Here is a 20,729-nt window from a genome sequence, read left to right as displayed (position 1 = left end):
ATGGCAAACGAAAATGTCATTGAGATGCGTGAAATTACCAAAGTTTTCGGTGAATTTGTCGCTAACGACAAGATTAACCTTGAACTTCGTAAAGGTGAAATTCATGCACTTTTAGGAGAAAATGGAGCTGGGAAGTCCACTCTTATGAACATGCTAGCAGGGCTTCTAGAACCAACTAGTGGTGAAATTGTGGTCAACGGTCAAGTTGTAAAACTAGACTCGCCATCAAAAGCAGCTAGCTTAGGAATTGGGATGGTTCACCAGCACTTTATGTTGGTTGAAGCTTTCACAGTTGCTGAAAATATCATTTTAGGAAGTGAATTGACCAAAAATGGTGTCCTAGATATTGCTCGAGCAACTCGAGAAATTAACGAACTGTCGGAGCGTTATGGTCTTGCTGTGGATCCTTCTGCCAAAGTAGCAGATATCTCTGTTGGTGCTCAACAACGTGTTGAAATCCTAAAGACACTTTATCGTGGTGCCGATATTCTTATCTTTGACGAACCAACTGCCGTTTTGACGCCATCAGAAATCGATGAGTTGATGGCCATCATGAAGAACCTGGTCAAAGAAGGTAAATCAATCATCTTGATTACCCATAAGTTGGATGAGATTCGCGCAGTATCTGATCGTGTTACAGTTATCCGTCGTGGTAAATCTATCGAAACAGTTGAGATTGCTGGTGCGACTAACGCTGACTTGGCAGAAATGATGGTAGGGCGTTCAGTTTCCTTCAAAACTGTGAAGCAGGCACCTCAACCAAAAGAAGTTGTACTGTCCATTAAAGACTTGGTTGTTAATGAAAACCGTGGCATTCCTGCTGTTAAGAATCTCTCACTCGATGTTCGAGCTGGCGAAATTGTCGGAATTGCCGGTATTGATGGGAATGGTCAGTCTGAATTGATTCAAGCTATCACAGGACTTCGTAAGATTGAATCTGGTAGCGTAGAGTTGAAAGGCCAATCTATCGTAGGTTTGCATCCTCGCCAAATCACTGAACTAAGCGTAGGTCACGTTCCTGAAGACCGTCATCGTGATGGTCTGGTTTTGGAAATGATGATTTCTGAAAATATCGCTCTTCAAACCTACTATAAAGAACCTCTTAGCAAAAAGGGAATTTTAAATTATACGAATATCATTGACTATGCAAAAAAATTGATGCAAGAGTTTGATGTTCGCGCTGCTAGCGAGATTGTTCCAGCTTCAGCCCTTTCTGGAGGAAATCAACAAAAAGCAATCATCGCTCGGGAGATTGATCGAAATCCGGATCTCCTCATCGTCAGCCAACCAACTCGTGGTTTGGACGTCGGTGCCATTGAGTACATTCACAAACGCTTGATTCAAGAACGTGATAATGGAAAAGCTGTCCTTGTAGTCAGCTTTGAACTAGACGAGATTCTAAATGTCTCAGATAGAATCGCTGTTATTCATGATGGTAAGATTCAAGGGATCGTAACACCAGAAACAACCAACAAGCAAGAACTTGGTGTCTTGATGGCTGGTGGTGAATTGGAAAAAGGAGAAGAGTGATGTCTAAAAAATTACAACAAATTTCGGTTCCCTTGATTTCTGTTATCCTTGGAATCTTGCTTGGAGCCATCGTTATGTGGATTTTTGGCTACGATGCTATTTGGGGTTATGAAGAGTTGTTCTACACAGCCTTCGGTAGTGTTCGTGGGATCGGTGAAATTTTCCGTGCCATGGGGCCATTAGTCTTGATTGCTCTTGGATTTGCAGTTGCCAGTCGTGCTGGCTTCTTTAACGTTGGTCTTCCAGGACAAGCACTCGCTGGTTGGGTTATGAGTGGCTGGTTCGCTCTTTCAAATCCAGATTTACCACGTCCATTGTTGATTCTTGCGACAGTTGTCATTGCGCTGGTTGCTGGAGGAATTGTTGGTGCCATTCCTGGTTTTTTAAGAGCCTATCTTGGAACATCTGAAGTTATCGTAACCATCATGATGAACTACATTGTTCTCTATACAAGTAATGCCTTTATCCACTCTTTCCCTAAAGATATCATGCAAAGTACAGACTCATCAATCCGAGTAAGTGCAAACGCAACTTATCAAACACCTTGGCTTGCTGAGTTAACAGGAAACTCTCGTATGAATATTGGGATTTTCTTTGCCATCATTGCAGTTGCAGTTATCTGGTTCTTGCTTAAGAAGACAACTCTCGGTTTTGAAATCCGTGCAGTTGGTCTCAATCCAAATGCTTCTGAATACGCAGGGATTTCAGCGAAACGCACCATTATTCTATCAATGATTATTTCTGGTGCTCTTGCAGGTCTAGGTGGAGCTGTAGAAGGACTCGGTACCTTCCAAAACGTCTATGTTCAGGGTTCATCATTGGCAATCGGATTTAATGGTATGGCGGTAAGTCTACTTGCTGCAAACTCACCGATTGGAATTCTCTTTGCAGCCTTCTTGTTCGGAGTGCTTCAAGTTGGAGCCCCTGGTATGAATGCAGCACAAGTACCATCAGAGCTTGTAAGTATCGTTACAGCCTCAATTATCTTCTTTGTCAGCGTTCACTACATCATCGAACGCTTTGTCAAACCAAGAAAACAACTTAAAGGAGGTAAATAAGGATGTCGATTACAACAATGTTAACCCTTATGGTTTCTTCAATGTTGATTTATTCAGCACCACTTATTTTCACAAGTATCGGAGGCGTTTTCTCTGAACGTGGTGGAGTTGTTAACGTTGGACTTGAAGGAATCATGGTTATGGGTGCCTTTTCTGGAGTTGTGTTTAATCTTGAATTTGCACAAGATTTGGGAGCATTAACTCCTTGGTTGGCTTTGCTGGTTGGTGGATTAGTTGGAGCTATCTTCTCTCTCATTCACGCAGTGGCTACAGTTCATTTCCGTGCTGACCATGTTGTCAGTGGTACCGTACTTAACTTGATGGCGCCAGCCTTGGCTGTTTTCTTAGTCAAAGTGCTTTATAACAAGGGACAAACGGATAACTTAACGCAAACTTTTGGACGTTTTGATTTCCCTCTTTTGGCTAATATCCCAGTTATCGGAGATATCTTCTTCAAGTCAACAAGTTTACTTGGTTACCTAGCAATTGCCTTTTCATTCTTAGCGTGGTTTGTCCTTTTTAAAACTCGCTTTGGACTTCGCCTCCGTTCAGTTGGTGAACACCCACAAGCAGCAGATACTTTGGGGATTAATGTCTACAAGATGAGATATCTTGGAGTTGTGATTTCAGGTTTCCTTGGAGGAATCGGTGGAGCTATCTACGCTCAGTCAATTTCCGTTAACTTCTCAGTTACTACCATCGTTGGACCTGGATTTATCGCACTTGCTGCTATGATTTTCGGTAAGTGGAATCCTGTTGGAGCTATGCTTTCAAGTCTATTCTTCGGACTATCACAAAGTTTGGCGGTTATCGGTTCTCAACTTCCATTCTTGCAAGGAGTTCCAGCCGTTTACTTGCAAATTGCACCATACCTCTTGACCATCGTCGTTCTAGCAGCCTTCTTTGGTAAAGCAGTTGCACCGAAGGCAGATGGTATCAACTATATCAAATCTAAATAAACAAAAAAGCGTCAGTTTCAAACTGACGTTTTATTGTTTAGGTTCTTGGTGTGTGAGGTTTAAGCCCCAGGGAACAAGATTTTCTGTTTTATTACGAATACGATTGATATTATCTTTGTGGCGGATAATAATTAAACCTGCGAGAGCTAGGATAATCGCTACGAATAATAAATCGTAACTTGGCAGTAGGAAACCGATAAGCGGAAAGAGAATCACACCAAGTACAGCAGCGAGAGCAGCAGTAACACTAGAGAGAGAAATCATGCTTCCTAGATATAGAGTTCCGAAGAAGACAACTGCTAGATAGAGGCAAAATAGAGGAGCAAATCCGAAAATGACTCCAGCACTAGTTGCGACAGCCTTTCCTCCTTTAAAGCCTGCAAATACTGGGAAGGTATGCCCAATCACAGCTAAAAGGCCAAATACTAGAGGGGAGACACCTTGAACTTGAAAGATAAGTGGAAGCAAGGTTGCGATGGTTCCTTTGAAAAAGTCTATCACGAAGGTTGCCATACCCGCTTTTTTACCTAAAATTCGAAAGGTATTGGTCGTTCCAGTATTACCTGAACCATGTTCTCTTAGATTGATCTTAAAGAAGATTTGCCCAATCCACAGTCCTGAAGGGATAGAACCCAATAAATAAGCTAAAATTAATAATACTATTGTCATCATGCTTCTATTATACCATGAAATAGGAGAGAAACGGAAAGGAATCTTTTCTCAAATTGTGACATCTGATACTTTATGTAAGTAGAAAAATTTTCTCATGAACACTATTGTTCGGAAATTAAGGCTAAAGTTTTAAAAATTCATGAAAAATTCTGAAAATCTTTGATTTTATGTTTATTTATGCTATAATAGGAACAATTATTTTTAGGAGGTGGAATATGTCTTATTTATTCGAGATATTACCAAGTTTATTGAGCGGTGCTACAATGACTTTACAAGTTTTTGCACTAGTCTTGCTCTTTTCAATCCCTTTAGGTATTTTGGTTGCCTTTTGCTTACAGGTCCATTGGAAACCCCTCCATTACATAATTGATGTTTATATCTGGGTGATGCGTGGAACACCCTTGCTTTTGCAACTAATTTTTATTTATTATGTCCTACCAAGTATCGGAATTCGATTGGACCGGGTTCCAGCTGCGATTATTGCCTTCACGCTTAATTATGCAGCCTATTTTGCTGAAATTTTCCGTGGAGGGATTGCAACGATTCCTCAGGGGCAATACGAAGCAGCTAAGGTTTTGAAATTTAATCCTATCGATACCGTTCGCTATATCATCTTGCCACAGGTGACCAAGATTGTCTTACCAAGTGTATTTAACGAGGTTATGAGTTTGGTTAAGGATACTTCTCTGGTCTATGCACTCGGTATTTCAGATTTAATCCTAGCCAGTCGTACTGCAGCCAATCGTGATGCTAGCTTGATTCCAATGTTTCTAGCAGGAGCTATTTATCTGCTTATGATTGGTATCGTTACAATCCTAGCTAAGAAACTTGAGAAAAAGTTCAGCTACTATAGATAGGAGGTTAACCATGTTAGAGTTAAGAAATATCAGCAAAAAATTTGGAAAAAAAGAAATTTTATCCAATTTCAGTTTAACAATTCCTGAAAAGCAAATTTTGGCCATTGTTGGCCCTTCTGGTGGTGGAAAGACTACCTTGCTTAGAATGTTAGCTGGACTTGAGACCATTGATTCAGGAGAGATTTTTTATAATGGAGAATCCCTACCTTTGGATGAACTTGAAAAGCGCCACTTGTTAGGTTTTGTTTTTCAAGATTTTCAGCTTTTTCCTCACTTATCCGTTATGGAAAACTTGATTTTGTCACCTATCAAGACTATGGGGATGTCTGAAGCAGATGCAAAGAAGAAGGCGGTCGACTTATTAACTCGTCTGGGTCTAGAAGCTCATGCAGATGCTTATCCATACTCATTATCTGGTGGTCAAAAGCAACGGGTTGCCTTAGCACGCGCTATGATGATAGATCCTGAAGTGATTGGGTATGACGAACCAACTTCAGCCCTTGACCCAGAGTTGCGTCTCGAGGTTGAAAAACTGATCCTACAAAATCGAGAATTAGGCATGACTCAGATTGTCGTGACTCACGATCTCCAGTTTGCAGAGAATATTGCTGATCAGATTCTCAAAGTAGAGCCTAAGTAGGAGGTGTCTATGAATCTAAAGAAAATCAGCCTTGTTTTGGTATTCTTACTTGCTTTTTTCCTAGTAGGATGCACACAAAAATCTAGTGATCCCAAAGTCGATAATTGGGACAAATACCAAGAACAAGGTACAATTACCATCGGGTTTGACAATACCTTTGTTCCCATGGGCTTTGAAGAAAAGAATGGGCAATATGCTGGATTTGACATTGATTTAGCACAGGCTGTTTCTGAGAAACTTGGTTTCAAGGCACAATTTCAACCCATTGATTGGGACATGAAGGAAACCGAACTTCAAAACGGCACCATTGATGCTATCTGGAATGGATATTCAGCGACTGATGAACGCCGTGAGAAGGTTGCTTTTACCATTCCCTACATGGAAAATCAACAAGTTCTCGTCTCTAAAAAATCGCAAAATATCCAGTCGGTTTCGGATATGAAAAATAAGATTTTGGGAGCCCAAGCAGGTTCCTCTGGTTATATAGATTTTGAAGCTCAACCGGAACTCTTAAAAAATATTGTAAAAGATAAGAAGGCAAACCAATATCAAAGTTTTACAGAAGCCTTGATTGACCTGCAAAATGATCGGATTGATGCCCTCTTAATAGACCGTGTTTACGCCAATTATTATCTTGAAACTGAAGGAATTTTAGACCAGTATGAGATTTTTCCTGCTGGTTTTGAGAGTGAGTCTTTTGCAGTTGGTGTGAGACCAGCTGATAAGACCTTGTTAGCAAATTTGAATAAAGCTTTTGAAGAACTATATCAAGAAGGTAAATTCCAAGAAATTAGCCAAAAATGGTTTGGTGAAGATATTGCAACAAGTCAAGTTAAAGGAAAAGAAAACTGAGACTCTCGTCTTGGTTTCTTTTTTTAGGGTGGAAATGAGTGCTTTTTTTACTAAAAAGGACTTGTGAATAGGCTTTTTAACTTGAAAATTTTGCAAAATCCCTAGAAAACCTGTAAAATAGTAAAGATGAACAAATAGGAGGTTCCTTGTGTCAAAAAAGGAAATCAATATTAACAATTATAATGATGATGCCATTCAGGTGCTAGAAGGGTTGGATGCGGTTCGGAAACGTCCAGGGATGTATATCGGATCGACTGATGGTGCTGGTCTCCACCACCTTGTCTGGGAAATCGTCGATAATGCGGTCGATGAAGCCTTGTCTGGGTTTGGCGATCGTATTGATGTGACCATTAATAAAGACGGAAGTTTAACGGTTCAAGACCACGGACGTGGAATGCCGACGGGGATGCACGCTATGGGAATTCCAACGGTAGAGGTTATCTTTACCATCCTTCACGCCGGAGGAAAATTCGGTCAGGGTGGTTATAAGACATCAGGAGGTCTCCACGGGGTTGGATCTTCTGTCGTCAATGCCCTCTCTAGTTGGTTAGAGGTAGAAATTACTCGTGATGGTGCAGTCTACAAGCAGCGTTTTGAAAATGGAGGCAAGCCAGTAACAACTCTTGAAAAGGTTGGAACGGCACCTAAGTCTAAGACAGGTACCAAAGTGACCTTCATGCCTGATGCCAGTATCTTTTCCACGACAGACTTTAAGTACAATACCATTTCAGAGCGTCTCAATGAGTCAGCCTTTCTCTTGAAGAATGTAACCTTGTCATTAACGGACAAGCGAACAGACGAAGCAATTGAATTCCATTATGAGAATGGGGTCCAAGACTTTGTTTCCTACCTCAACGAAGACAAGGAAACCTTGACGCCTGTCCTATACTTTGAAGGGGAAGATAATGGTTTTCAAGTAGAAGTAGCCCTCCAGTATAATGATGGATTTTCAGATAACATCTTATCCTTTGTCAATAACGTCCGTACCAAAGACGGTGGAACGCATGAGACAGGACTCAAGTCAGCCATCACTAAGGTTATGAATGACTATGCACGTAAGACGGGGCTTCTCAAAGAAAAAGATAAAAATCTTGAAGGGTCAGATTACCGTGAAGGATTGGCGGCCGTTCTTTCTATCTTGGTTCCTGAAGAACATTTGCAATTTGAAGGACAGACTAAGGACAAACTAGGAAGTCCACTAGCTCGTCCAGTTGTAGATGGGATTGTAGCTGATAAGTTGACCTTCTTCCTCATGGAAAATGGGGAGTTGGCTTCTAATCTGATTCGCAAGGCCATCAAGGCCCGTGATGCCCGTGAAGCAGCACGTAAAGCGCGTGATGAGAGCCGAAATGGCAAGAAAAACAAAAAAGACAAGGGCTTACTTTCTGGTAAATTAACCCCAGCTCAATCTAAAAATCCAGCAAAGAACGAGCTCTACCTAGTCGAAGGGGACTCTGCCGGTGGTTCTGCCAAACAAGGCCGTGACCGTAAGTTCCAGGCTATCTTGCCCCTTCGAGGTAAGGTCATTAATACAGCCAAGGCTAAGATGGCAGATATTCTCAAAAATGAAGAAATCAATACCATGATTTATACCATCGGTGCGGGTGTGGGGGCAGATTTCTCTCTTGAAGATGCTAACTATGACAAGATCATTATCATGACCGATGCGGACACCGATGGTGCCCACATTCAAACCCTTCTCTTAACCTTCTTTTATCGCTACATGCGGCCACTAGTCGAGGCAGGTCATGTCTATATCGCTCTCCCTCCTCTTTACAAGATGTCCAAAGGTAAAGGCAAGAAAGAAGAAGTGGCTTATGCTTGGACAGACGGAGAACTGGAAGAACTCCGCAAGCAGTTTGGCAAAGGAGCCACCCTCCAACGCTACAAGGGGCTTGGTGAGATGAATGCCGATCAACTTTGGGAAACAACCATGAACCCAGAAACTCGTACCCTCATCCGTGTTACGATTGAAGACTTAGCACGCGCAGAACGTCGTGTCAATGTCCTCATGGGTGATAAGGTCGAACCACGCCGTAAGTGGATTGAAGATAATGTCAAGTTTACGCTGGAAGAAGCAACAGTGTTTTAGTATAGTATAGGAAATATTATGGCGAGACAGAATTATTTTGAGTTTATTAAAAGTATGCGCTTTGATGCTAAGAAAGAAATAGAGATAGTAAAAAAAATACTGCAAGAAGATATCTATATAAAAAATTATAAAACTAATCTTCAAGAATTTTTTTCCGATGGATATAAAAAGTATTATCCAGTGGAGAAGAAAGGACAGCATGTTACATTTGAAGAAAAATTTACAGTCATTTACCAACGTTTTACCAGTGTTGATTGCCTTTATACTGTTTTTGAATTTATTATTGATTTATATTCAGAAATAAGAAATAAAGATAAATTTGCAAAAAACTACGTGGCATCTAAAGAACTGGAAAAAATAGAGGATTCAGGCTGGATTCCTGAAGATGATAATGAGTTTGAAATTTGGAAAGAAACTATAAAGCATACTTCTCTAATGGATCAATACGAAAAATTATGTGAAAGATTAGAGTATTCTTTAGATAAAACAAATCATGAACTGATTACTTTAGAAAATGGTGACAAGATCATTGTTGAAAAGAATGCCTATGCCTCGGAAGTTTCTCAGATTTTATCTGAATCGAATATGCAAGATGCGATAAAGCTTTTAGAATATAATCATTTTGCAAATAAGGGAAATATCCATCGTAAGAAAGAGATACTTCTTTCTTTAGCAGGCTATTTGGAGCCATATCTCAAGGAGTTTGAACATCCTGAAACACTACCTAAAGAATTAAAGGATATTTATAATGAATTAAAAATAGTGTTACAAACAAAAGGGGCTGAAACGGATAAGAAAGGCAAAAAGATTCCTAAGAAAATTGCTGTTTTTGATAATCTTTCTGAGATGTATAACAAAGGAGGGTTAAGACATAACAACGATAAGCAATATCATCTAAATATGAATGATGAGGAATTGGAACAATGGTATGATAATATTTATTCTTCCACCTTGTTTGTGATTCTCAGTCTGGAGATGGGAAGAAATTTGTCTAAGTTGAATGAATTGAAAAAGAAATGACTTCATCCCACACGAATAATCACCTTTCCCAGTTTTTAAACAAGAAATCCCACCTGAAGAATATCTTGTCTGGAGGGAAATAACCCAAATCACACATGTGTGTTTTGAGTTATTGGAGTAAAATTCGAATATTTAGATATGTTCTAAATTATTTTAGAGCAAAAACTTAAAAACACATCATTGAAAGAGGTGTTTTATGAAAAAAGGATATGGAATCACGAGTTTAACTGTACGCAATTTAGAAAACAACGAATTCTTCCAACTTCTATCTGAGAGTAAGAACGAGTTGTGGGCTTTTACAAAAGCCAATAAGTCTGAGCAGGTTTATGCAACGAAACTTGGGGATATGGAGAAACTTCTTGAGACCTTGCAAGCTGGTTTGCACCGTTCCAAGGCCAGTCAAACGGTGGCTAGTCTTGAAGCGTTTGATCGTGAGCGTGATGATGCGCTTTCTACCTTGACCGGATTGATCAAGGCCTTCTCTCATGTGAAAGAGGCAAGTAGCAAGGAAGCTTATGACAAACTCAGCAAATTTTTCAAAAATTATGCTGGGCTAACGAGTATGAGCTACGAGAAAGAGACAGAAGCTATTAACCATTTGCTCAAGGAGATAAAAGATACTGACTACCAAACTGCCCTTGCAACCCTGCATTTGACAACTCATGTAGAAACCTTGATAAAGGCGCAGGCTCAGTTTGAGAAAGCCTATAAGGAGCGCTTGGCTGAGCAAAAGGGCAAGGCATCTAGTCAAAACAAGGAAGTCCGAGTGAAACTGCAAGAAATCTATGACTTCCTTGTGGATTTTACTGCAATCAACGCTTATGCTTATCCAGATAAAAAGCAGTATGCCGATCTCCGTGACCATCTCAACGCTATCCGTAGTCGCTATAAAAAACGCAAACCTGCTATGAAGGTAACGGAAGCAGTGGGGAGTGTTAATTAAGTCTGACAGATTTGGAGGAATAGAAGATGATTATAAGACCTGCAAGCAGAAAAGATTGTCAAGCTATTTATAGCCTTTATCAAAGTGAAAAATGGCTTTCTTTTACAGAGGAAAAAGTGACAGATCTATTTTCAACAAATCTGTCTCATTACTTGGTGCTTGAAGAGGACCAGAAAATCCTTGGCTTTGCCCGTTATCTGACGGATGAAGTGCTGACGACCTTTTTAGCTGAAATAATTATTGATAAATCCCACCGCAGAAAAGGAATGGGACAGCAGCTGATTGAGGAGATCCACAAAAAATATCCTTTGACACGGATTGAATTAATTTCTGAAGCAGATGGATTTTATCGGTCAATAAGTTTTAAGCCTGTTGGTACAGGATTTAGAAAATCTGAATGAAAGGAGACAGCCAATGACGCCTGACAACAAACTGGGTCTGACAGATTCGCTTGAACTAGCCAAGATGGTTATGCGACGGAGGCTGCCCAAGCCTGTCTAGACTTTGCTTTTCAGCAAGCTGGCTTGTCAGAAGTTTACTCTTTTACATCCTTACTCAATCAACTTTCGCAAAAAGTCATGCAAAAACTGAGCATGGAATTTGTCAAAGAATTTGATAATGAAAAAGTTCCAGCAGACAGTCCGCTTTATAGACATGTCCTCTACAGAATCAAGAGTTTCCACTAAAAAGGAAGGTATTCCCATGAGAACTGAAACCGAGATGTTTGATGTGATTTTGCAAACCGCAAAAGTGCTACAGGTCGATGCAGTCGCCATGTCCGGCTCGCGGACAAACCCAAAGGCTCCCAAGGACGAGTTCCAAGACTATGATGTAGTCTATATCATGGAGGATTTGGATGGTCTGATAGCCGACCTTGCTTGGTTGGATCGGTTTGGAAAACGCTTGATTGAACAGTATAATGTACTGGAACACCGTCGCCTTTATCTCATGCTCTTTGAAGATGGCAATCGGATCGATTTGACCCTCTGCCTCAAAGAGCACATCAAAGAGTGGGTGGATAGTGAAGCAGATTTCACGGTGCTGAATGACCCGCAGGGGTTCTTTGTCCCTTATGCACCGACGCCTAAGCGCTATTGGACGGCACCCGCCAGTGCGACTGACTTTGACAAATCTTGCAATGAATTTTGGTGGGTTTCTGCCTACGTAGTCAAGGGCATTTGTCGGAATCAGCTCATCTATTCGACTGACCATCTCTACGGTATTTGTCAGCAAGAATTGTTAAAAGTATTGGCCTGGCAGGTAGCAAGTGATAGGGGAATAGTTGATATCGGTAAAAACTACAAGCATCTCTTTAACTATTTACCTGAAGAGAAAGAAAAGGAATTCTCATCTCTACTTGATTTTTCAAGTGTAGAGAAACTTACTCAGTCATTGTTTGCTACGATGCAACTTTTCCACCAGGAAGCTCAATATCTTGCTCAAAAGATGGGCTTTAAGTATGAAAAAGAAGTGGCTGAGAAGATGATGAGATATGCTAAGGAAAAACTTCCTAATCACTAAGCAAATAAAGAACACAATTCAAAACTTTAAACTACAGAGAGGATAGTTTAGTTATATAAAGTAACTGAAATCCTTTTCTATAAAACCTACTCTACTTTTTTTGAAAGGAGTTGAACACGCCCTAAATGCTGTGTGAAAAAGATAAATTCTCTTGTGAGCATCGCTCACTGTAAGAATTTCCTATTTTCACTTTACATTTTACGGGCTTTGTATCCTATATGAGTAACATTCAAAACATGTCCCTAGAGGACATCATGGGAGAGCGCTTTGGTCGCTACTCCAAATATATCATTCAAGACCGGGCTTTGCCAGATATTCGGGATGGATTGAAACCGGTTCAACGTCGTATTCTTTATTCGATGAATAAGGATGGCAATACCTTTGACAAGAGCTACCGTAAGTCGGCCAAGTCTGTCGGGAACATCATGGGGAATTTCCACCCACATGGTGACAGTTCCATCTATGACGCCATGGTGCGCATGTCTCAGGACTGGAAAAACCGTGAGATTTTAGTTGAAATGCACGGTAATAATGGTTCGATGGACGGAGATCCGCCTGCGGCTATGCGTTATACAGAGGCTCGTTTGTCTGAGATTGCAGGCTATCTCCTTCAAGATATCGAGAAAAAGACAGTTCCCTTTGCTTGGAACTTTGATGATACCGAGAAAGAACCAACTGTCTTACCAGCAGCTTTTCCAAACCTTTTAGTCAATGGTTCAACTGGGATTTCAGCTGGTTATGCCACAGATATTCCACCGCATAATTTGGCTGAAGTTATTGATGCGACAGTCTATATGATTGATCATCCGACTGCCAAGGTTGATAAGTTGATGGAATTCTTGCCTGGACCAGACTTCCCTACAGGAGCCATTATTCAAGGCCGAGATGAAATCAAAAAGGCCTATGAAACTGGTAAAGGGCGCGTGGTTGTTCGTTCTAAGACTGAAATCGAGAAACTGAAAGGTGGTAAGGAGCAAATCGTTATCACTGAGATTCCCTATGAGATTAATAAGGCCAATCTAGTCAAAAAAATCGATGAAGTCCGTGTCAATAACAAGGTGGCAGGTATCGCTGAGGTTCGGGATGAGTCTGACCGTGACGGTCTTCGTATCGCTATCGAGCTAAAAAAAGATGCCAATACCGAGCTTGTTCTCAACTACCTTTTCAAGTACACTGACTTGCAAATCAACTACAACTTTAATATGGTGGCTATTGACAATTTCACCCCTCGTCAGGTTGGAATTGTGCCTATATTGTCTAGCTATATTGCCCACCGTCGTGAAGTCATCTTGGCACGTTCTCGCTTTGACAAGGAAAAGGCTGAAAAACGTCTCCATATTGTGGAAGGTTTGATTCGTGTTATTTCGATTTTGGACGAAGTCATTGCTCTTATCCGTTCTTCTGAAAATAAGGCTGATGCCAAGGAAAACCTTAAGGTCAGTTATGATTTTACTGAAGAGCAGGCTGAAGCCATCGTTACCTTGCAACTATACCGTTTGACCAATACAGACGTGGTTGTCTTGCAAGAAGAAGAAGCTGAACTACGTGAAAAAATTGCTATGCTTGCGGCTATCATTGGTGACGAACGAACCATGTACAATCTCATGAAGAAAGAACTCCGTGAAGTCAAGAAGAAATTTGCGACTCCACGTTTGAGTACTTTAGAAGATACAGCAAAAGTGATTGAGATTGATACAGCTAGTCTTATCGCTGAAGAAGATACTTACGTCAGCGTGACTAAGGCGGGCTATATCAAACGTACTAGCCCTCGTTCCTTTGCAGCTTCAACACTTGAAGAAATTGGTAAACGGGACGACGACCGATTGCTATTTGTTCAATCTGTCAAAACTACTCAGCACCTCTTAATATTTACAACGCTTGGAAATGTCATTTACCGACCAGTCCATGAGTTAGCAGATATTCGTTGGAAGGATATCGGAGAGCATTTGAGTCAGTCTATTACAAACTTTGAAACCAATGAAGAAGTGATCTATGTAGAAGTTGTGGATCAGTTTGATGATGCGACAACTTACTTTGCAACGACTCGCCTTGGTCAAATCAAACGTGTCGAACGCAAAGAATTCTCTCCATGGAGAACCTATCGCTCTAAGTCTGTCAAATATGCTAAGTTGAAAGATGATACTGATCAGATTGTAGCAGTAGCTCCGATTAAATTGGATGATGTCCTATTAATCAGTAAGAATGGCTACGCTCTTCGCTTTAATATCGAAGAGGTTCCAGTTGTGGGTGCTAAAGCTGCAGGTGTCAAAGCTATGAATCTGAAAGCAGATGATGTGATACAAGCAGCCTTTATCTGCAACACTTCATCTTTCTATCTTTTGACGCATCGTGGAAGTCTTAAGCGCGTTTCGATTGAGGAAATTCCAGCAACCAGTCGTGCCAATCGTGGCCTTCAAGTCTTGAGAGAATTAAAGAGCAAACCACATCGTGTCTTCCTTGCTGGTGCAGTTTCTGAACAAGGATTTGTTGGAGATCTCTTTAGTACAGAAGTAGAAGATGGAGAGCAAACGCTTGTCATCCAATCAAATAATGGAACGACTTACGAAGCAATCCTACAAGATTTAAATCTATCGGAACGCACAAGCAATGGAAACTTCATTTCAGTTAGCATTTCTGATGAAGAAGTTTTTGATGCTTATCTCAAAGATATCTTTAAAGAAGACAAAGAAAATTAAAAATCAGTCCTAGTGACTGATTTTTTATAAGTAAAATTTTCAGAAAATTACAAATAATACTTGAATTTTTAGGAGAATAGTGTAGAATAGAACACAGAGCTTGATTAGAATAAAGGAGATTGTCATGACAGTTACGATTGATTGGGAAAATCTCGGTTTTTCCTATATGAAACTACCTTATCGTTATATCGCTAATTTTAAAAATGGACAATGGTCTCAAGGAGAATTAACAGAAGATGCAACCTTGCATATTTCAGAATCATCTCCAAGCCTTCACTATGGACAGCAAGCATTTGAAGGATTGAAAGCCTATCGTACAAAGGATGGCAGTATTCAACTCTTCCGTCCAGATGAAAATGCTAAACGACTCCAACGTACCTGTGATCGTCTCTTGATGCCACAAGTTCCAACAGAAATGTTTGTAGAGGCTTGTAAAGCCGTTGTTCGTGCAAATGAAGAATATGTACCCCCTTATGGAACTGGTGGAACTCTTTACCTTCGTCCGCTCTTGATTGGTGTTGGAGATATCATTGGGGTAAAACCAGCTGAGGAGTATATTTTTACCATCTTTGCTATGCCAGTTGGAAATTACTTTAAGGGTGGATTGGTTCCCACAAACTTCTTGATTCAAGACGAGTATGACCGTGCTGCACCAAATGGAACAGGAGCTGCCAAGGTTGGTGGTAACTATGCAGCTAGTCTTTTGCCAGGAAAAATGGCTAAATCTCGTCATTTCTCAGATGTTATTTATCTAGACCCATCAACCCACACCAAGATTGAAGAAGTCGGTTCAGCGAACTTCTTTGGAATTACAGCTGATAATGAGTTTGTAACCCCATTGAGTCCGTCAATTTTGCCATCGATTACCAAGTATTCATTGCTTTACTTGGCAGAGCATCGTTTAGGCTTGAAGCCTGTTGAGGGAAATGTACCAATTGATAACTTGGCTCGATTTGTAGAAGCAGGTGCCTGCGGTACTGCGGCAGTTATCTCACCAATTGGAGGAATCCAACATGGTGATGACTTCCACGTTTTCTACAGTGAGACAGAGGTTGGTCCAGTGACTCGTAAACTATACGATGAATTGACAGGTATTCAATTTGGTGACATTGAAGCACCAGAAGGTTGGATTGTAAAAGTAGATTAAAAATTATTAAAGGAGATCTTTATGAAAACGAAAAAGTGGATGTTAACAGCAGGAGTGGTCCTGAGTACAGCAGTTCTTCTTGTAGCCTGTGGTAAAGCCGACAAGGAAGCAGATGCGCCTACAACCTTCTCTTATGTCTATGGAGTAGACCCATCATCTTTGGACTACAGTATCGCAACTCGTACTTCAACAACTGATATCATCGGTAACGTTGTTGATGGTTTGTTGGAAAACGATGAATATGGAAATTTGATTCCTTCCCTCGCTGAGGATTGGAGTGTCTCACAAGACGGTTTGACTTATACTTATAAACTTCGTAAAGGGGTTAAATGGTACACGTCAGAAGGTGAAGAATACGCTGAAGTAACTGCGCATGATTTTGTTACAGGGTTGAAACACGTAGCTGATGGCAAATCAGACGGTGTCACTCTTATTCAAAACTCAATTAAGGGTTTGAATGAGTATATGACTGGTGAGACTAACGATTTCTCAACAGTTGGAGTTAAGGCAGTGGATGATTATACTGTTGAGTACACTCTAAACGCACCTGAAACTTTCTGGAATTCCAAAGTAACTTCAGCAACTATGTTGCCAGTAAATGAAGAATTCCTCAAAGCTTCTGGTAAAAATTATGGAACGGTCAGTCCAGCTGGTATTCTTTATAACGGTCCATATATTTTGAAGACATTGACTTCAAAATCTTTAATCGAATATGAAAAGAACCCAAATTATTGGGATAAAGAGAAGGTTAAAATCGAGAAAGTTAAATTAACTTACTATGATGGATCAGACCAAGAATCCTTGATCCGTAGCTTCTCTTCAGGTGTTTACACAACAGCTCGCCTCTTCCCAAGTAGCTCAAACTTTGCTTCTACTTTGGAACAATACGGGGATAAAATTACATATAGTCCACAGGATTCAACTAGTTACTACTTTACCTTTAACGTAAACCGTCAATCTTTCAATAAGACAGCGAAAACAAGTGAAGAACAGAAAACTTCTACAAAAGAAGCAATGTTGAACAAGGACTTCCGTCAAGCCATCAACTTTGCCTTCAACCGTCATTCTTATGCTGCCCAACTCAATGGTGAAGATGGTGCGGACAAGATTATTCGTAATAGCCTAGTACCAGACAATTTCGTTCAATCTGGTGGCAAAAACTTTGGTGATATCGCTCAAAAAGAATTGGTCAACTATGGAGATCAATGGAAAGGTGTTGAGCTCGTCGACGGAAAAGATACCATCTACAATCCTGACAAAGCCAAAGCTTCATTTGAAAAAGCTAAGAAAGAGTTGGAAGCAAAAGGTGTAACCTTCCCAATTCACTTGGATGTCCCAGTTGAACAGACAAATACAATTGCTGTTCAGCAAAGCAATTCCTTCAAGCAATCAATCGAATCAACTCTTGGTTCTGAAAATGTCGTCATCGATGTCCTTCAAATGACTGACAATGAAAAGGAAAGTATTACATCACAAGCGCGTGTTCCTGCTCAAAAAGACTATGATTTGAATAATACTGGATGGGCTCCAAGTTATCAAGACCCAGCAAGTTATCTCAATATCATGGATCCTAAGACCGGTTCTGCTATGAAACACCTTGGTATTACTAAAGGAAAAGACAAGGAAGTAGTAGCTCAACTTGGTTTAGACCAATATAAGAAACTCCTAGATGATGCAGTTTCTGAGACAAACGATTTGAATAAGAGATATGAAAAATATGCTAAAGCCCAAGCTTGGCTCACAGATAGCTCTCTCTTGATACCGACAGCCTCATCAGGTGGTTCACCAGTTGTCAGCAACATCGTTCCTTTCTCAAAACCATACTCACAAGTTGGTATTAAGGGTGATCCATACATCTTCAAGGGAATGAAATTGCAAAAAGAGATTGTAACTGCTAAAGAATATCAAGCAGCTCTTGAAAAATGGCAAAAAGAAAAATTGGAATCAAACAATAAATACCAAAAAGAACTAGAAAGTCATGTCAAATAAAACAGACTAGTACTTTTGGAATAAAGGGGCCTATATGGAATGGATTAAACTAATAGGGATACTTATCATTATGGTTGGTTTTATCTATAAGTTAGATACAATCGCAACGGTAGTCTTAGCTAGTTTAGTTACAGCTCTAGTTTCTGGAGTTTCTCTTGTTGAATTCTTGGAAATTTTGGGAAAAGAATTTAGTAATCAACGAGTTCTTACGATTTTTATGGTAACCTTGCCACTGGTAGGTTTATCTGAAACTTTTGGCCTCAAGCAACGTTCGATTGACTTGATTCAAAAGATTAAAGGTCTGACCGTAGGAAGTTTTTATACAGTGTATTTCTTTTTTCGGGAACTCGATAGCTTCTTTGCCATTCGTCTAGGAGGACATCCGCAGTTTGTAAGGCCTTTGGTTCAACCTATGGGACAAGCAGCAGCAGAGTCTCAATTATGTAGAAAATTAACGGAGCAGGAGAGCGAAGCGCTAAAAGCGCGTGCTGCAGCAAATGATAATTTTGCAAATTTCTTTGCTCAGAACACTTTCGTTGGTGCAGGTGGTGTCCTCTTGGTGGGGGGCACTCTGGACCAATTAGGTTATGAAAGTAATTATGCAGGCATTGCTTCGGCTTCTCTTATTGTTGCAGGAGTTGCCCTACTTGTGGTAGGGATTTACAATTACTTATTTGATAGAAAACTGCTAGCGAATAAGATTAGTAAAGGAAAAGAAGAATGACCAATCTAGCAAGACAGTTATTAGAGTTAACCTATATTGTGATTGGTTGTCAATTCCTTCATACGGCTTATTGTAGCTATAAAGATAAAACAAACCCAGTTCGCTTTGGAACAGCTGGGTTTTGGGCTTTATTGGGCATCAGTTTTATCGGTGGCTCTTATCTACCTTCTATCTGTATTGGAGTTATCGTAGTGCTATTAGCCCTGCTAACTCTCTTTAAACAGGTTCGTATCGGAACCTTACCGTCTCTGGATGAAGTCAAGGCAAACATTGAAGCTAAACGACTAAAGAATAAAATTTTTATTCCGGTCATGTTAATGGCTTTGATTGCTTTGGTATTAGCAAAAATGATCCCTGAGTTTAGTAAGATTGCTATCAGCCTTGCAGCATTTTTTGCAACCATCTCTCTTTTATTGATTACTAAGAATTCTCCTAAAAGCTTGTTAGCAGAAAATAATCGCATGGTTCAGCAAGTCTCAACTAGTGGGATTGTGCCTCAACTTTTAGGGGCTTTGGGAGCAATTTTTACCGTTGCAGGCGTTGGAGACTTGATTTCGCATTTAATAAGCGGTTTAGTTCCTTCGGGTAGTCGTTTTATGGGTGTAGTGGCTTATGTCCTTGGGATGGTTCTATTCTCCATGATAATGGGGAATGCATTTGCTGCCTTCACGGTTATTACTGCTGGAATTGGTGTTCCCTTTGTATTTGCCTTGGGAGCTGATCCAATCGTGGCTGCAGCTCTAGCAATGACGGCAGGTTGCTGTGGAACCTTATTGACTCCAATGGCGGCTAACTTTAATGCTTTACCGGCAGCTCTCCTGGATATGAAAGATTCAAATGGGGTTATTAAAGCGCAGGTAGGAGTAGCTATTGTCATGATTATCATCCATGTATTTTTGATGTACTTTTTGGCATTTTAGCAAAGGAAATAAAATGAAAATATTAGTTACAGGTTTTGATCCTTTCGGTGGTGAAAAGGTCAATCCAGCCTTGGAAGCTGTTAAATCATTACCGTCAGAGATTCATGGCGCAGAGGTTCATTGGGTAGCAATCCCAACGGTCTTTTATCAATCAGCAGAGGTTTTAGAAGCAGAAATAAATCGATACCATCCAGATGCTGTGCTTTGCATCGGACAGGCAGGAGGAAGAGCTAGTCTAACTCCTGAGCGAGTTGCCATCAATCAAGATGATGCTAGAATTCCAGATAACCAAGGGAATCAGCCGATTGATACTCCTATTCGCCTAGACGGTCAAGCAGCTTATTTCAGCACTCTACCAATCAAAGCAATGGTACAAGCGATAAAGGAGGAAGGGTTACCAGCTACAGTGTCCAATACAGCAGGAACCTTTGTTTGCAATCATTTGATGTATCAGGCTCTCTATTTAGCGGATAAAAAGTTTCCCAATATGAGAGCAGGATTTATGCATATTCCTTATATGACAGAACAAGTGGTAAATAAGCCTAATACAGCATCTATGAATTTAACTGATATCGTCAGAGGTATCGAAGCTGCAATTGGTGCTATCGTAGATTATAAAGATAAGGACATAAAATTAGTGGGTGGGACAACCCACTAACAATGAGTCTTCCCTAGATTAAAAAAATAGATTCTCTCACAAAAACTCTTTATCAAGGCTGCCCTTATAAAGAGTTTTTTCTTGCCAGTTTTTTAAATTTCTTGTACAATAGGAAGAGTGAAAAGAGGTATGGTATGAGTAAAAAAGATAAAAAAATTGAAATTCAATTAACAGACGCAACTGTTTTAGTTGGTCAGGAAAAGTTTGAAGGCTACACATTAACCATTGGGAAAAAGATTATCGGTGAAATTGCTGAACTAGATAATCAATTCGCAATCATAAAGAATGGAAATGTCGATAGTTTTTATAAAAAACTTGAAAAAGCTGTGGAAATTTTGATTGAAAACTATAATTTAGCAAAATAAAGCTTGTTTTTTGTAAATTTTCATGATATAATAGTTTTTGTTGAACATTGGAGAGATAGCGAAGAGGCTAAACGCGGCGGACTGTA

At 40.2% G+C, this 20,729-nt stretch carries 19 protein-coding genes and 1 pseudogene; 19 read left to right on the top strand and 1 reads right to left on the bottom strand.

Annotated features, from left to right (window positions below):
• Genes HMPREF2728_RS09135 through HMPREF2728_RS09125 form a run of 3 tightly spaced genes read left to right on the top strand, consistent with a single transcriptional unit; the run spans position 1 to position 3,547 of the window.
• Positions 1-1,530, top strand: coding sequence for an ABC transporter ATP-binding protein (locus HMPREF2728_RS09135; RefSeq protein ID WP_075227714.1), 1,530 nt, complete (start codon positions 1-3; stop codon positions 1,528-1,530).
• A complete protein-coding gene (locus HMPREF2728_RS09130; protein ID WP_075227713.1) occupies positions 1,530-2,588 on the top strand; it encodes an ABC transporter permease in 1,059 nt (352 codons plus the stop codon). The genes HMPREF2728_RS09135 and HMPREF2728_RS09130 overlap by 1 nt, the downstream gene beginning before the upstream one ends.
• 2 nt (positions 2,589-2,590) lie before the next feature.
• The gene (locus HMPREF2728_RS09125; protein ID WP_049509105.1) at positions 2,591-3,547 is read left to right on the top strand and encodes an ABC transporter permease; all 957 of its coding nucleotides are present in this window, start codon (positions 2,591-2,593) and stop codon (positions 3,545-3,547) included.
• Positions 3,548-3,577: 30 nt separating this feature from the next.
• Here the strand turns inward: HMPREF2728_RS09125 and plsY are convergent, their stop codons facing one another.
• Positions 3,578-4,219, bottom strand: a complete 642-nt coding sequence (plsY, locus tag HMPREF2728_RS09120; RefSeq protein WP_075227712.1) for a glycerol-3-phosphate 1-O-acyltransferase PlsY — start codon at positions 4,217-4,219, stop codon at positions 3,578-3,580.
• A gap of 215 nt (positions 4,220-4,434) precedes the next feature.
• Between plsY and HMPREF2728_RS09115 the strand changes: the two genes are divergently transcribed.
• The 16 genes and pseudogenes from HMPREF2728_RS09115 to HMPREF2728_RS09045 all read left to right on the top strand — a co-directional run bounded on the left by HMPREF2728_RS09115 (position 4,435) and on the right by HMPREF2728_RS09045 (position 20,643).
• A complete protein-coding gene (locus HMPREF2728_RS09115) occupies positions 4,435-5,076 on the top strand; it encodes an amino acid ABC transporter permease (protein ID WP_075227711.1) in 642 nt (213 codons plus the stop codon).
• 10 nt (positions 5,077-5,086) lie between these two features.
• The gene (locus HMPREF2728_RS09110) at positions 5,087-5,716 is read left to right on the top strand and encodes an amino acid ABC transporter ATP-binding protein (RefSeq protein WP_049504388.1); all 630 of its coding nucleotides are present in this window, start codon (positions 5,087-5,089) and stop codon (positions 5,714-5,716) included.
• Between the two features lie 9 nt (positions 5,717-5,725).
• Complete coding sequence (locus HMPREF2728_RS09105; protein WP_075227710.1) at positions 5,726-6,568, top strand: amino acid ABC transporter substrate-binding protein; 843 nt, start codon at positions 5,726-5,728, stop codon at positions 6,566-6,568.
• A 148-nt stretch (positions 6,569-6,716) separates the two neighbouring features.
• Positions 6,717-8,660 carry a DNA topoisomerase IV subunit B gene (gene parE / locus HMPREF2728_RS09100; RefSeq protein ID WP_075227709.1) on the top strand — a complete coding sequence of 648 codons (1,944 nt, stop codon included), beginning with the start codon at positions 6,717-6,719 and terminating at the stop codon, positions 8,658-8,660.
• A gap of 18 nt (positions 8,661-8,678) precedes the next feature.
• Positions 8,679-9,680, top strand: a complete 1,002-nt coding sequence (locus HMPREF2728_RS09095; protein ID WP_075227708.1) for a hypothetical protein — start codon at positions 8,679-8,681, stop codon at positions 9,678-9,680.
• Between the two features lie 196 nt (positions 9,681-9,876).
• The gene (locus HMPREF2728_RS10855; protein ID WP_075227707.1) at positions 9,877-10,623 is read left to right on the top strand and encodes a DUF6261 family protein; all 747 of its coding nucleotides are present in this window, start codon (positions 9,877-9,879) and stop codon (positions 10,621-10,623) included.
• 26 nt (positions 10,624-10,649) lie between these two features.
• Entirely contained in the window at positions 10,650-11,024 is a 375-nt protein-coding gene (locus tag HMPREF2728_RS09085; protein ID WP_075227706.1) for a GNAT family N-acetyltransferase, read from the top strand.
• Between the two features lie 66 nt (positions 11,025-11,090).
• Positions 11,091-11,309: pseudogene (locus HMPREF2728_RS10455) on the top strand (GNAT family N-acetyltransferase); the annotation flags it as partial.
• Positions 11,310-11,325: 16 nt separating this feature from the next.
• Entirely contained in the window at positions 11,326-12,144 is an 819-nt protein-coding gene (locus HMPREF2728_RS09080) for an aminoglycoside 6-adenylyltransferase (RefSeq protein ID WP_075227705.1), read from the top strand.
• A 218-nt stretch (positions 12,145-12,362) separates the two neighbouring features.
• Positions 12,363-14,840: a DNA topoisomerase IV subunit A gene (gene parC, locus HMPREF2728_RS09075; protein ID WP_075227704.1), complete on the top strand. Its 2,478-nt coding sequence runs from the start codon at positions 12,363-12,365 to the stop codon at positions 14,838-14,840.
• Positions 14,841-14,964: 124 nt separating this feature from the next.
• Positions 14,965-15,987, top strand: a complete 1,023-nt coding sequence (locus HMPREF2728_RS09070; protein ID WP_075227703.1) for a branched-chain amino acid aminotransferase — start codon at positions 14,965-14,967, stop codon at positions 15,985-15,987.
• A gap of 21 nt (positions 15,988-16,008) precedes the next feature.
• Positions 16,009-17,976 carry a peptide ABC transporter substrate-binding protein gene (locus HMPREF2728_RS09065; protein WP_060955886.1) on the top strand — a complete coding sequence of 656 codons (1,968 nt, stop codon included), beginning with the start codon at positions 16,009-16,011 and terminating at the stop codon, positions 17,974-17,976.
• A 34-nt stretch (positions 17,977-18,010) separates the two neighbouring features.
• Positions 18,011-18,700 carry a DUF969 domain-containing protein gene (locus HMPREF2728_RS09060; protein WP_060955885.1) on the top strand — a complete coding sequence of 230 codons (690 nt, stop codon included), beginning with the start codon at positions 18,011-18,013 and terminating at the stop codon, positions 18,698-18,700.
• A complete protein-coding gene (locus HMPREF2728_RS09055) occupies positions 18,697-19,620 on the top strand; it encodes a DUF979 domain-containing protein (RefSeq protein WP_075227702.1) in 924 nt (307 codons plus the stop codon). Before HMPREF2728_RS09060 ends, HMPREF2728_RS09055 begins: the two co-directional genes overlap by 4 nt.
• 13 nt (positions 19,621-19,633) lie before the next feature.
• Positions 19,634-20,278, top strand: coding sequence for a pyroglutamyl-peptidase I (gene pcp, locus HMPREF2728_RS09050; protein WP_075227701.1), 645 nt, complete (start codon positions 19,634-19,636; stop codon positions 20,276-20,278).
• 134 nt (positions 20,279-20,412) lie between these two features.
• Positions 20,413-20,643: a DUF2969 domain-containing protein gene (locus tag HMPREF2728_RS09045; RefSeq protein ID WP_000037109.1), complete on the top strand. Its 231-nt coding sequence runs from the start codon at positions 20,413-20,415 to the stop codon at positions 20,641-20,643.
• The last annotated feature ends 86 nt before the right edge of the window (positions 20,644-20,729 follow it).

The organism is Streptococcus sp. HMSC061D10 (assembly GCF_001808865.1).
In the GTDB taxonomy this organism is placed as follows: Bacteria; Bacillota; Bacilli; order Lactobacillales; family Streptococcaceae; genus Streptococcus.
Note: the sequence above shows the minus strand (reverse complement) of the source record. Positions and strands in the feature narration are given on the sequence as shown.